The following is a 12,139-nucleotide window of genomic DNA, read 5'->3' as shown; positions in this document are numbered from 1 at the left end:
CGTCGGACGCTGGTGTTCATCCCCTACCGGGAATCCTCGCGGCAGCCGTAGGTCGTTGCCCTACCAGCTCGCGGTCCAGCTGTACCAGGGGCCGCCGAGGTGCGTGAAGCGCGGAGCCTCGAACTCCTCGGTCGCCAGGTCGGCGGTGGGGCCCTGGGGCAGGTAGGCGAATCCGGCGTCGTCCAGCATGTATCCGTTGGTCTCGTACAGCACCACACCGCCGGGGACGGTGTAAGCCGAGGTGATGAGGTAGGCGCCGATGCGGCGCGGCACCGCCACGGGTGACCACTCGGCGTCTTCCGGGCCTGCCGGGGGCAGGGCGGCGACCACCCGATCGAACGCGCCACGGCTCACCGCCCAGCGAGCCTGGAACGGCGCTCCCGCGGCGAGCAACGCCCCCGTGAGCACGACGATCACCGGGGCGGTCAGGAAACGCCAGGACCAGCGGCGGCGCTCCGCCACGAAGAACACCACCAGGGCGGCCCAACCCAGACCGGCCAGAACGAGCAGGTGAACCACGCCGAGCATCAGGAGGAAGACGAAACCCGGGACGCTGACCGCCCAGAGCAGACAGACCGCGGTGATCGCCACCCCGATGTGCAGGACCCGCCACGCGTTCACCGTCCAGCGGTCGGCGGGCTGGCCGCCACCGGTGACCTCCCGGTGCGTTCGGTCCTGGTGCGTCACGCGGACCCGCCCACCGGCGACGCCCAGGTGGGACGCCGGATCAGGCAGAACGGGCGGCCTGCGGGGTGGCCGTGCACGTGGTCGCCCGGCAACCGCCGCGCACCCAGCGCGAGCACCGCCAGACCCGCCTCGTCCCGGTCGTCGACCATCACGTCCAGGTGCATCTGTTGCGGCACCGCGATCACCTCGTCAGCTCAGCCGCAGGTCGTGCTCGTCGAGGGCGGCCTCGATGACGCCCAGCGCCTTCGGCCCCATGCCGTGCAAGCGGGCCAGCTCCGCGCGCGGCACCCCGGCGAGCTGGCGCAGCGTCGTGTAGCCGGCGGCGTTCAGCGCCCGCGTGGCCGGTGCGCTGATCTTCGGCAGGCGGTGCAGGGACGACGTCATCGCCCGATGCTAGACCGCCGGGCGCTGGCCCGTCGCCCCGGCGAGCGTACGGTCGGCCGGGCGCCGGTGCGGCAGCGCCGCCAGGGCCAGCACGAGCAGCAGCAGGACCGCGCCGAGCAGGAACGGCAGCGACAGGGCCGGCTGGCCGAGCCACTCCCACGGCACGTGCCAGCGGGGATGCGGCTCGCTCAGGTGGTGCGTGAGCATCAGCGGCGCGCTCAGCAGGATCGGCGCGGCCCAGAACACCATCGCGACGCCGTACAGGACCTTCGCCGGCGCCTGCACCAGCGGGCGCCGTTCCTCGGTGCGGCGGCTGGCCCAGCCGAACAGCACCCAGCCGCCCGGCGCGCCGAGTGCGAAGCCGAGCAGACCGGCCGGATACGCGGCGCCGGGGGTGGCCCGGCTGAGGGTGAGGCTCATCGAGCCCTCGGGGGTGATTTCCACAGCGAGGATGTGGTCGCCCCGTGCGGCGTTCACGGTGATGTCGGAGGGGATGGTCGCCGGGTCGCACCGCGGATGGTCGGGGATGCAGTCGTACGCGTCGGAGTGGACGGGCTCGCTCTGCTCCCACCCGGTGGCGTCCAGACGCCGGCGCAGCTCGGTGAGGCCGGCGGGCGGCGCCTGGTCGAACGACGCGGTCAGCTCGGCCGGCGCGTACTCGCCGCCGTCACCGAGCAGCAGCTCGGACAGGAGGTCTCCGGTCAGCGGGTGGCCGTAGATGAGGAACACGGCGGGCGGGTCTTCCTGGTCGAGGTGGCCCGCCTGCCGGTCCGGGTAGAGCTGTCCCACCACGGCGGCGAGGTCCCGGTGGTCGAGCGGGCGGGAGCCGAGCCAGGCGAGCCAGGTGCCGAACGACGCGGCGAACAGACCGCAGACCACCGCGAAGACCGACGCCCAGACCACCACGGTACGGCTCGCCGGCCGTCCCAGCCGGGCGCGCAGACCGTGGCGTACGAGATTCGCCGCCATCCGGGTACGCCGGTGGGCCGCGCCGACGTCCCGTACCGTCTCCAGGATCTCGGGCCCGCGCGCGCGGCGGTAGTCACGGGGGTAGGCCAGCAGCAGCCAGCGGTGCACGGGTTTCTCCCTACGAGGCCGTGACGGTGGGGGTCAGGCGGTGCGGGGTCGCAGGGCGCGCAGCCGGGTCTCGGCGGCGGACGCGAGCTGCCGCAGCCGCTCGGTCTGGCGCGCCAGCTCGGCCTGGCCGTCGGCGTGCAGCCGGTAGTAGCGGCGCAGCCGGCCGTCCACCACCTCTTCGTGGCTGGGTTCGACGAGGCCCTGCGCGACCAGGCGGTCCAGGGCGGCGTAGAGCGTGCCCGGCAGCAGGTTGACGCGACCGCCGGACAGGCCGGAGACGTCCTGGATGATCCCGTAGCCGTGGCGCGGCTCGTCGGCCAACGCGGTCAGGATCAGGAAGGTCGCCTCGCGCATCTCACTCACCGAGGCAACATATACAGTCAATCAATACATCGTCAACGGTCGTCGAGCAGACCGCGTTCGGTCATGAAGGCACGCAGCGTCCCGGCGTCCTCGGCGGACATCAGCCAGCGGGGGATCACGGTGGCCGGCATCCGCCCGACGTACACGAGCCAGAAGTCCGGGGTCTCGCTGACCCGTGTGACGCCGTCCCAGGCGATGCCGCCGGACTCCGAACCGCTGCGCATCATGATGTTGCGGTCGTCGATGTCGTAGCCGCCCTCGACCGCGTAGCCGCCGGAGCGGCGCCGGGCCCGCCACCGCACCCACGGCGCGTACAGCATCGACAGCACGCCGGCCACGATGAACGCGGTCCACAGCGACGCGAAGCGGTCACCCCGCTCCGACGCCTGCGAGGCGACCCACCCGATCACCCCGATCGCGGCGAGGGCCGCGCCGATGTAGCCGAACCGGCGCAGCCGGGCGGCGGCGAGCGCGGCGGCCACGCGGGCCGGATAGGCAGGATCGGCCGGCACGGCGAAACGGATCTGCATCGGCACCGAGGACCACCCACCGGACTCGTGTTCTGGACGGCGGGAGCGCTGCCCCGCGACGACGTGCGGCTCCACGTTACCGGTGGCCGCCCGGGGTGCGGTTCTCCACACCCCGCGGCTGGGGCCGGCCCGCTCAGGTCGGCGGTCAACCTCATGGTCCGGAACACCACGGCTTCATAGCGTCATCGGCATGATCCGTTTGTGGCACGTAGCCGGCCGGCTGGCCGGGGAATCCGATCCGCCGCAGGGCGGGCTGGCCGGGTTGGTGACCGATCTGATGGAGCGGCTCGGCGCCCCGGGCGCCGGTTTGGCGGTGGCGCTGGAGAATCTGTTCCCGCCCATCCCGAGCGAGGTGATCCTGCCGTTGGCGGGGTTCACCGCCAGTCAGGGCCGGATGAACCTGTTCGCCGCGATCCTCTGGACCACCATCGGCTCGGTGGTGGGCGCGCTGGCGCTGTACTGCGTCGGCGCCGCGCTCGGACGCGACCGGGTCCGCGCGATCGCGGTACGGCTGCCGTTGATCCAGGTGAGCGACATCGACCGGACGGAGACGTGGTTCGCCCGGCACGGGGTGAAGACGGTCTTCCTGGGCCGCATGATCCCGATCTTCCGTAGCCTCATCTCCGTCCCGGCCGGTGTGGAACGCATGCCGGTCCCCACGTTCCTGCTCTACACCACGCTGGGCAGCCTGATCTGGAACACCGTGTTCGTGATGTCCGGCTACCTGCTCGGGGAGAACTGGCACGTCGTCGAGCCGTACGCCGGGACGTTCCAGCGCATCGTCGTCGTGGTGTGCGCGCTGGCCGTCGCGTACTTCGTCGTGTCCCGGCTGATCAGGGCGCGCCGCCCGCGACCGGCGGCCGAGCACGCCGTACGGGGCACCCTGTACGGAACCCCACGCCGGCCGGACGACGGCCGGTGACCGGTGGCTAGGTTGGCAGGCGGCCGGACACACGCCCGGCCGCCCGCCATCGACCCGGGACGACACGAGCCACGACGGGAGGCCCCGATGCCGGAGCACACGGTCCACGGTCGGCGGTCGCGCCTTCCTGCCGTGGCCCGGTGGGGCCGGCCAGTGGCGGCCGTGGCCGTCGGGGTCCTGACCGCCGTGGCCGAGGCGCTGTTCCTGCTCCTCGCCGGGCTCGCCGTGGTGGCGGTCTCGCCGGCGCCGGCGGTCCGCCGCCGCGTCGGCGCGACCACCATCCGGTACGCCCGGCGCGTCGCGGAGTGGGAGCGGCGGCGCCTGGCCGTCGTCGCCTCGGAGGAAGTGCCGCCACCGGTGCGGGCGGGCGGAGCACGGGTCGTCGGCTACCTGGCCGCCCGGCTCCTGCCGGCGGCTCTCGGCGCGCTCACCGCCGGGCTGCTCGTGGTCGGCGTGGTGCTCGCCGCCATCGTGGTGCGCTCCTTCGTGGCGGGCACCATGACCGTCGCCGGGTTCCTGCTCCAGGTGCTGATCGGGGCCGCCCTGCTGGCGGTGAACCTCCAGGCCATGGCCGGCGTGGCGACGCTGGACCGCCGGCTGGCCCGCCGCCTGCTCGAATCCCACACACGCGAGGCGTTGCAGCGGCGGATCAGCGAACTCGCGGTCAGCCGGGCCGGCGTCATCGCCGCTGTCGACGCCGAGCGTCAGCGCATCGAGCGCGACCTGCACGACGGGCTGCAACAACACCTCGTCGCCCTCGGCATGCTGCTCGGGCGGGCACGCCGCAGCCGCGACCCCGACAAGGCCCGCGCCCTTCTGACGCAGGCGCACGAGGACGCCCAGCGCGCCGTCGACGAACTGCGGGAGGTGGCCTGGCGGGTCTACCCGTCCGCACTCGACCACACCACGCTGGACGAGGTGCTGACCATGGTGGCACAGCGGTCGGCGACGCCCGTCAAGATCACCTACGATGTGCCGGTCCGGCCCGCGCGGCCGGTCGAGACCGTGCTCTACTTCGTCGCCTGCGAGGCGCTCACCAACGCCACCAAACACGCCCGCGCCACGCTCGTCGCGATCGAGATCGAGGCACGGGACACGACGATCGGGATGCGTGTGCACGACGACGGCATCGGCGGCGCCGACCCGCACGGCAGCGGCCTGCAAGGGCTCGCCCGCCGGGTCACCGCGCTCGACGGCCGGTTCGACGTGCACAGCCCACCCGGTGGACCCACCACGATCCGAGCGGAGCTGCCGTGCGCATAGTCCTCGCTGAAGACTCCACCCTGCTCCGCGAAGGGCTGGTCCGCCTCCTGGCCGACGAGGGACACCAGGTGGTGGCCGCCGCCGCGGACGCCGACCAGCTCGTCGCCGCCGTCGACGAGCATCGTCCCGACGCCGTCGTCACCGACGTCCGGATGCCGCCCGACAACACCGACGACGGACTGCGGGCCGCGCTGGAGATCCGCCGCCGCTGGCCGCACGTCGCCGTGCTCGTCCTGTCCCAGTACGTCGAGAAGCGCTACGCCGCTAAACTCCTCGCCGACCGGTCCGAGGGCGTCGGCTACGTCCTGAAGGACCGTGTCGCCCAGGTCGAGGAGTTCCTCGACGCGCTCGACCGCGTCGCCGCCGGCGCCACCGCGCTCGACCCCGAGGTCGTCCGGCAGCTCATGTCCGCCACGAGCCACAGCGACCCGCTGGGCCGCCTCACCCCTCGGGAACGCGACGTGCTGCACCACATGGCGCAGGGCCACACCAACGCCGCGATCGCCGGACGCCTGCACGTCTCGCAGAGCGCCGTCGAGAAGCACGTCAACACCATCTTCGACAAGCTCGACCTCACCCACGTGACCGGCTACAGCCGCCGGGTCCTGGCGATCCTGCGCTACCTCGGCTCCTGACGCCGTCCGGTTCGGGCCGGGCGGCGCGCGAGGACCGGCCGGTCAGATCCGGCGCAGCACCAGCGTCACGAACCCCAGCACGCCGCGGTATCCGCGCAGCCACTGGTCGCGGTGCTCCCGGGCGGCGGCCAGCGCGCCGGCGGCATCCGGGTGACCCGGGTTGTCCAGCGCCCACTCGGTCAGCGAACCGGTCCACGACCACTCGTAGTCGTCCCACTCGGCGGCGTCGCTGACGTGCGCGTACACCGGTGTCCAGCCGGCCTGCTCGGCGGCCGCGACCAGGCCGGCGAGGTCGGTGTGGTCGTCCGGCTTCGCGCCCAGCGCCGCCAGCGCCTCCGGCGTCGGCGGCACCTGCCAGAATCCCTCGCCCACCATCAGGATGCCGTCGGCGTTCACGTGCCGGCCGGCCAGTTCCAGCGTCCCGCCGAACCCGTCGAACGCGTGCGTCGATCCGACACACAGCACCAGGTCGTAGTCGCCGTCCGGCACGTACGACCGGGCGTCGCGCTCGTGCAGCGTGAGCCGGTCGGCGAGGCCGCGCACGGCGGCGGCCTCGGTGGCGCGTTCGAGCGCGTGCGGGTTGAGGTCCACGCCGTCGGCGTGCCCGTCCGGGTGGTGCGCGAGGGCCTGCAACGCCCAGGCGGCCTCGCCGCAGCCCAGGTCGAGGATCCGGGCCGCCGGACGACGACCGGCCCGGCGCAGCAGCCGGTTGACGCTGACGCCGGAGAGCGGGGCCGCGATCGGGTGGTGCGAATGCGCGATGCTGCTGAGCCGTTGACGGTCCATCGCCGCAGTCAACACGAGGACACCCGGCCCGCGCACCCCGGTTGCCACGGCGGTCAGAGCCGGCAGACGATCGTCGCGTCGTCGGTGGCGAAGCCCTCGCGCGCCTCGGCCTCGCGCACCCGGCGGACGACCTCGGCGGGGCCGTGGGTCTCCAGCAGGCGCAGCAGCCCGGGCCAGCCGGTCAGGCCGAACGTGTCGACGAGACGGCTCGCGCCGTTGCTGAGCAGCGCGGCTGTGCGCGCCTCGTCGACGGGGCACTCGCCGGTGACGGCCTCGTCCACCACCCGGGGGTCGTCCTTGGCCACCCAGAACCCACCAGGGCTGTTCCGCCGGGCCCGCAGTTCCATCAGCAGCCGCCGGTACTCGTCGCCACCCTCGGGCACGTCCTTCAACCGCTCCTCGAAGGACCGGGCGATCACCACCTCACGCGGATCGTGGGCGACGACGGGCTCACCCGCCGCCCGGCCGACGACCGCGACCGCGTCGCCGAGGACCAGGTGCTCGACGGTCCCGCCGGAGAACCGGAGCATCGCCACGGCGGCGAACGGGCTGATCGGGTGGGTGACGTCGCAGGTGTCGCGGTGCTGGTCGGTGACCCGCTCGATGCCCTCGGCCAGCACGTCGCGCAGGCTCCGATCCTCGGACAGCGCCCCGAGCAGCGCGCCGCCGAGCCGGGTCGCGTACCAGGCGATGCCGTGGTGGCAGACCTCGTCCGCGCCGGAGATGCCACCGGCGCCGTCGACCAGGACCATGCCGCAGGGGACGGCGCCGGCGAAATCCTCATTGGTACGGCCGGGATGCCCCGCGTCGGTCGCCATCGCTACCCGCATGCGCCCCATCATGCCTGCGCCGGCGGCCACGCGGTGCCCCTCGTGGCTTGATCTGAAGCGTGGTTGAGGTCCTAGCGTCGAGCGCACCCGACCACTGCCGGAGGTAGACCACCATGACGACGCCGCACCTGTCCGACGCCGAACTCGCGGGCCAGCCGGCCGCCTACTGGACGGGCGTCGCGTACGAGTCGCTCATCGCCTTCACCCGGGCCCGGCATGCCGCGCACGGCTTCACCCAGCCCCAGTTCTGGCTCCTGCGCAACCTGTCCCCGAACGACCTCCTGCCCGGCGGCGGCGCACTGACCGTCCCCGAGCTGCGGCACGCGATGCGCTCGTATCTGCGGGCCGAGGACGACCTGGACGCCGAGGCGGAGGTGCTGCGGGAACGCGGCTGGCTCAGCCGCGACGCGAACGGCCGGCTGCGGATCACCGAGGCGGGGGAGGCCGCCCGGGTCCGCCTGAAGCAGCACGCGCCGGAGATCCGGGCCCTGATTCACGACGGCGTCGACGACGCCGACTACGTCACCACGCTCAAGGTGCTCCGGCGGATGATCCGGAACACCGGCGGCACCGGGTAGCGCACGAGCCCGGCTCAGGGTGCCCGAAGGCTCCGGATCGCCAGGCGTGCTCCCTGATGGAGCAGCACGCCGGCAGCGGTGTTGACGACGGCGAGCACGGCCGCGCCGAGCAGCCCGGCGTCGACCTCCGTCACGTCGGTCGCGACCAGCAGGACCGGCCAGCCCAGCGCGGCGGCCACGAGCGACGACCGCCACCAGCGCCCGAGGAGAACCCCGAACAGGATCAGCACCGGGATCATCGCGGGCGACCTCCCACCGTCGGCTCGTTCGAGCGTACGCCGGGTTCACCCCCGTTCAGCCGCCGGTCATGCCCGGGCCGCGGCGAATCGGCCGTACGGGCGCGCCCGGGCCGCCAGGATGAGGTGATGCGCGCCAGTCAGAAGATCCGCCACCGGCACGCCGACGTCGACGGCCTGGAGGTGTTCTTCCGCGAGGCCGGCCGCCCGGGCGACCCGGCGGTGCTGCTGCTGCACGGATTTCCCAGCTCGTCGCACACGTTCCGCGAGGTCATGCCCGCGCTCGCCGAGGTCGCGCACGTGCTCGCGCCCGACCTGCCCGGCTTCGGCATGTCCTCGTCGCCCACAGTCGCCGAGTACGACTACACGTTCGAGAACCTGTCGTGGACGGTCGAACGCCTCCTCGGGCGGCTCGACGTGGACCGCTTCTTCGTCTACCTGCACGACTTCGGCGCGCCGGTCGGGTACCACCTGGCCACCCGCGCCCCGGAACGGATCCGCGGCCTCGTCGTGCAGAGCGGCAACGCGCACGCCGACGGGCTCGGCGCGCAGTGGGACACCGCGCGGGCGTACTGGGCCGACCCGGGCGACGAGACCCGCGCCGCGCTGCCGGACTGGCTGACCTTCGCCGGCACCCGGGACCAGTACCTCGCCGGGCTGCCCGGCCACGTACGCCCGTTGCAGGCGCCCGAGGCGTGGCACCTGGACTGGGAGCGGATGACCCGGCCCGGCAACGTCGAGGCGCAGTTCGCGCTGTTCACCGACTACGCGAACCATGTCGCCCGGTTCGGCGAGATCGCCGCGTACCACAGCGCCCACCAGCCGCCCGCGCTCGTGCTGTGGGGCCGCCACGACGCGTACTTCGACGTGGCCGAGGTGCTCGCGTACCACCGCGCGCTCGACCGGATGGACGCGCACATCTACGACGGCGGCCACCTGCTGCTGGAGACCCACGCGGCCGAGTGCGCCGCGCTCATGCGCGCGTTCGTCCGGGACCACGCGTGAGCCGGTAAGCCGCCGACGGTCGACCGGATCCGACGTCAGGGAGCGCTCGGCGGCTTCGCCTTCTGCGGGTGGATCGTCTCGTGGCGGGCCAGCATGGCGACGAACTCGCCGATCTTGCGCTGCCGGGTCTCCGCCCGCTTGACCGCGTTGAGCCGGTGGATGAGCGAGAACCTGTTGGCGCTGGTGAGGACGTCGAACATGGCCTGCGCGGCGGGCTCGGCAGCGATGGCGGCGAGCAGGTCGGCGGGCACCTCGGCCTCCGACGGCGGCGCGTAGGCCGCCGTCCACCGGCCGTCCGCCTTCGCCGCCTCCACCGCGGCCCGGCCCGCCGGTGTCATCCGCCCCTCCGACTCCAGCCGGGCCACGTGCGCGACGTTGCGCTGCGACCAGGAACTGCGCGCCCGGCGCGGGGTGTACCGGATCCAGGAGCTCTCGTGGTCGCGCTTGCGGCCCTGCCCGTCGATCCAGCCGAAGCACAGCGCCTCGTCGACCGCCTGCTGCCAGGTCAGCGTGGTGATCGTGCCGCCCTTGCGGCCCAGCGCGAGCCAGACACCGGGCGACGTGTCGTGGTTGGCGGACAACCACGCGCGCAGCGCCTGCGCGTCGGGCACGATCAGCTCGTCCAACTCCTCGCTCGCCATGGCCGGAAGGCTATGCCAGGGGTACGACGCCGAGGCCGGACAGGCGGGATCGAACATGTCCGGATCGAGCGGCGTCACCGTCTTCGGCGCGGGTCGCCGCGCCACCACCGCATCCGGGTCTCCCTGTCGGCTGGCTAGCCGCCCGCGCCGTTGTGCCGCGCCACCAGGTCCGGCAACTCGTCCAGCGAGCCGACGCGGAACAGGCACCGGTCGGCCACGTCCGGCATGTCGAGGATGTGACCCCACGGGCCGCGCCGGATCAGGCACGCCGCCATGCCGGCCGCCATCGCCGGCGTGGCGTCGTTGTCCGGCCGGTCACCGACGTACAGGATCGCCGACGCGTCGCCGCCGCCCTCGCGGACGACCCGGGCGAAGAACTCCGGCTCCGGTTTCGCCACGCCCCAGGCCGCCGACGTGCCGATCACGTCCACCGGCAGGTCCAGCGCCCGCAACGTCGCCTCGGCGTGCTCCGGCTGGTTGCCGGCCAGGCCGACGCGCAGTCCCTGCTCGCGCAGGGCGGCCAGGCACGTCCGCGCGTCCGGGTAGAGATCCTCCTCGCCGAACGACTCCGGGTCGCCGGCCGCGACCCGGCGCGCGAGTTCGGCGGTGAGATCGAAGTCGGGCCGGAAGGCCCGGAACACCTCCTGGTAGTCCAGGCCACGGGCGATCACCGCGCCGAAGACGGCGGAGAACGTGTGCCGGGGAACGCCCAGCCAGTCCGCCCAGGTCGCGAACTCGCGCGTCTCGTCGAGGATCGTCCCGCCCACGTCGAAGAAGACCGCCCGGATCATCAGCGGATCGTACTGTCGTTGATCAGCCAGTGGGGGCCGCCCGGGTGGCGCAGACTGCCCGCATGAATCCCGCCTTCCTCCCCGAACCGCCGCAGAGCCCGGCGGCGAAAGCCGCGTACGAGGACGACCTCGCCGCCGACGGCTATGTCAACAACCTCACCCGCGTCTGGTGCTGGCGCCCGGACGTGCTGATGTCGTTCCAGAACACGCGCACCGAGTTGCTGTCCGAGTCCACGCTGTCCGCGCGGGAGGTGGCGGTGCTGGTCGCCGCCACCGCCGCCGCCCGCGGCGACTCGTACTGCGCGCTGGCCTGGGGCGCGCGGCTGGCCGGGATGAGCGACGAGACGACCGCCGCCGCGGTGCTGCGCGGCACCGAGGCGGACCTGTCCGAGCGGGAGACGGCGCTCGCCGACTGGTCCCGCCGGGTCGTGACGGACCCGAACGCCACCATCGAGGCCGACACGCAACGCCTGCGCGACGCCGGCCTGAGCGACCGGGAGATCTTCGAGGCGACCACGCTCATCGCGTTCCGGCTGGCCTTCTCCACAGTGAACGACGCGCTCGGCGCGCGACCGGACGCGCAACTGGCGGAGAAGGCGCCACGGCTCGTCCGGGAGGCGGTCACCTTCGGCCGCCCGATCTGAACGAGCGAGTCCCGACCCCGGTCAGGGGTGGCCCGCGCGGAAACGGTCGGGGATCCGAGGGCCCTTCCGCACGGTGACGGCATGTCGTACCGGTGTGGGAGGGTCCGGACATGACGACGTTCGTGCTCATCCACGGTGGCGGGGGCAGCGCGTGGGACTGGCATCTGCTGGTTCCCGAGCTGGCCGCCCGGGGTCACGACACGGTGGTGCCGGAGCTGCCGATCGGGGACCGCTCGGCGGGGTTCACCGACTTCCGCCGGACGGTGGTCGACGCCGTCGGCGACCGCGACGACCTCGTGGTGGTCGGCCACTCGTACGGCGCGTTCACCGCACCACTGGTCGCCGACCGCCTGCCGGTGCGGCTGCTGGTCCTGCTCACCCCGATGATCCCGCGGCCCGGTGAGAAGCCGGGGGACTGGTGGGGCGACACCGGCTACCGCGAGCCGGACGGGCTCAGCGAGGAGCAGCAGTTCTACAACGGTGTGCCGGCCGAGATCGTCGCCGAGGCGCCGTCGCACGGCCGGCAGCAGGTCAGCGCGGAGTGGGACGAGCCGTGGCCGCTCGCGGACTGGCCGGCTGTGCCGACGAGGGTGCTCATCGCTCGCGACGACCGGTTCTTCCCCGCCGACTTCCAACGCCGGGTGGCCGCCGACCGGCTCGGTGTGGTTCCGGACGAGATCGACGGCGGTCACGCGGTGGCGCTCAGTCACCCGGGTCCGCTCGCCGACCGGCTGACCGCATACCTGGCGTCCTGACCGTCCGGCCGC

The 12,139-nt window shown here is 73.3% G+C and carries 17 protein-coding genes and 1 pseudogene; 7 read left to right on the top strand and 11 right to left on the bottom strand.

The features are described 5' to 3' along the window. Positions 1-60: 60 nt before the first annotated feature. The 6 genes and pseudogenes from V6U82_RS09050 to V6U82_RS09025 form a co-directional block, all read right to left on the bottom strand. Complete coding sequence (locus tag V6U82_RS09050) at positions 61-687, bottom strand: hypothetical protein (protein ID WP_334460437.1); 627 nt, start codon at positions 685-687, stop codon at positions 61-63. After that, positions 684-866 (bottom strand): annotated as a pseudogene (locus V6U82_RS09045) (VOC family protein); the annotation flags it as partial. The gene V6U82_RS09050 and the pseudogene V6U82_RS09045, both read right to left, overlap by 4 nt. Before the next feature lie 10 nt (positions 867-876). Next, positions 877-1,071 (bottom strand): DNA-binding protein, encoded by a 195-nt coding sequence (locus tag V6U82_RS09040; protein WP_128136286.1) that lies wholly within the window; start codon positions 1,069-1,071, stop codon positions 877-879. A gap of 9 nt (positions 1,072-1,080) precedes the next feature. Continuing rightward, entirely contained in the window at positions 1,081-2,148 is a 1,068-nt protein-coding gene (locus V6U82_RS09035) for a hypothetical protein (protein ID WP_334460436.1), read from the bottom strand. Positions 2,149-2,181: 33 nt separating this feature from the next. Continuing rightward, positions 2,182-2,502: a PadR family transcriptional regulator gene (locus V6U82_RS09030; RefSeq protein ID WP_128136311.1), complete on the bottom strand. Its 321-nt coding sequence runs from the start codon at positions 2,500-2,502 to the stop codon at positions 2,182-2,184. A gap of 41 nt (positions 2,503-2,543) precedes the next feature. Further along, a complete protein-coding gene (locus V6U82_RS09025; protein WP_128136310.1) occupies positions 2,544-3,041 on the bottom strand; it encodes a YcxB family protein in 498 nt (165 codons plus the stop codon). Between the two features lie 190 nt (positions 3,042-3,231). Between V6U82_RS09025 and V6U82_RS09020 the strand changes: the two genes are divergently transcribed. From V6U82_RS09020 to V6U82_RS09010, 3 genes are all read left to right on the top strand, one after another. Next, positions 3,232-3,963, top strand: coding sequence for a DedA family protein (locus V6U82_RS09020; protein WP_128136284.1), 732 nt, complete (start codon positions 3,232-3,234; stop codon positions 3,961-3,963). 162 nt (positions 3,964-4,125) lie between these two features. Then, the gene (locus V6U82_RS09015) at positions 4,126-5,226 is read left to right on the top strand and encodes a sensor histidine kinase (RefSeq protein ID WP_334460434.1); all 1,101 of its coding nucleotides are present in this window, start codon (positions 4,126-4,128) and stop codon (positions 5,224-5,226) included. Beyond that, positions 5,217-5,861 carry a response regulator transcription factor gene (locus V6U82_RS09010; RefSeq protein ID WP_334460432.1) on the top strand — a complete coding sequence of 215 codons (645 nt, stop codon included), beginning with the start codon at positions 5,217-5,219 and terminating at the stop codon, positions 5,859-5,861. Before V6U82_RS09015 ends, V6U82_RS09010 begins: the two co-directional genes overlap by 10 nt. Positions 5,862-5,903: 42 nt before the next feature. On the opposite strand, the gene V6U82_RS09005 is transcribed toward V6U82_RS09010, so the two are convergent. Then, positions 5,904-6,647, bottom strand: coding sequence for an SAM-dependent methyltransferase (locus V6U82_RS09005; RefSeq protein WP_128137217.1), 744 nt, complete (start codon positions 6,645-6,647; stop codon positions 5,904-5,906). A gap of 53 nt (positions 6,648-6,700) precedes the next feature. Continuing rightward, positions 6,701-7,477: a hypothetical protein gene (locus V6U82_RS09000; protein WP_258544859.1), complete on the bottom strand. Its 777-nt coding sequence runs from the start codon at positions 7,475-7,477 to the stop codon at positions 6,701-6,703. Positions 7,478-7,590: 113 nt separating this feature from the next. On the opposite strand from V6U82_RS09000, the gene V6U82_RS08995 reads away from it, so the two are divergent. Further along, the gene (locus V6U82_RS08995) at positions 7,591-8,055 is read left to right on the top strand and encodes a MarR family transcriptional regulator (protein WP_334460428.1); all 465 of its coding nucleotides are present in this window, start codon (positions 7,591-7,593) and stop codon (positions 8,053-8,055) included. Positions 8,056-8,069: 14 nt separating this feature from the next. Here the strand turns inward: V6U82_RS08995 and V6U82_RS08990 are convergent, their stop codons facing one another. Continuing rightward, positions 8,070-8,294 (bottom strand): hypothetical protein, encoded by a 225-nt coding sequence (locus V6U82_RS08990; RefSeq protein ID WP_128137214.1) that lies wholly within the window; start codon positions 8,292-8,294, stop codon positions 8,070-8,072. Positions 8,295-8,420: 126 nt separating this feature from the next. On the opposite strand from V6U82_RS08990, the gene V6U82_RS08985 reads away from it, so the two are divergent. Continuing rightward, positions 8,421-9,296, top strand: coding sequence for an alpha/beta fold hydrolase (locus tag V6U82_RS08985; RefSeq protein ID WP_334460426.1), 876 nt, complete (start codon positions 8,421-8,423; stop codon positions 9,294-9,296). A gap of 35 nt (positions 9,297-9,331) precedes the next feature. Here V6U82_RS08985 and V6U82_RS08980 read toward each other — a convergent pair whose 3' ends face one another. Together V6U82_RS08980 and V6U82_RS08975 are read right to left on the bottom strand one after the other, a co-directional pair. Then, entirely contained in the window at positions 9,332-9,937 is a 606-nt protein-coding gene (locus V6U82_RS08980; RefSeq protein WP_334460424.1) for a YdeI/OmpD-associated family protein, read from the bottom strand. Positions 9,938-10,071: 134 nt separating this feature from the next. Next, a complete protein-coding gene (locus V6U82_RS08975; protein WP_334460422.1) occupies positions 10,072-10,728 on the bottom strand; it encodes an HAD family hydrolase in 657 nt (218 codons plus the stop codon). A gap of 62 nt (positions 10,729-10,790) precedes the next feature. Here V6U82_RS08975 and V6U82_RS08970 point away from each other — a divergent pair, with 62 nt between their 5' ends. Both V6U82_RS08970 and V6U82_RS08965 read left to right on the top strand, forming a co-directional pair. Beyond that, positions 10,791-11,372 (top strand): carboxymuconolactone decarboxylase family protein, encoded by a 582-nt coding sequence (locus tag V6U82_RS08970; protein ID WP_334460421.1) that lies wholly within the window; start codon positions 10,791-10,793, stop codon positions 11,370-11,372. Between the two features lie 110 nt (positions 11,373-11,482). Then, positions 11,483-12,127, top strand: a complete 645-nt coding sequence (locus V6U82_RS08965) for an alpha/beta fold hydrolase (protein WP_334460420.1) — start codon at positions 11,483-11,485, stop codon at positions 12,125-12,127. The last annotated feature ends 12 nt before the right edge of the window (positions 12,128-12,139 follow it).

Origin of the sequence: Micromonospora sp. CPCC 205554 (genome assembly GCF_036902745.1) — a bacterium.
In the GTDB taxonomy this organism is placed as follows: domain Bacteria; phylum Actinomycetota; class Actinomycetes; order Mycobacteriales; family Micromonosporaceae; genus Micromonospora; species Micromonospora tulbaghiae.
This window is presented reverse-complemented; position numbering and strand designations above follow the sequence as displayed.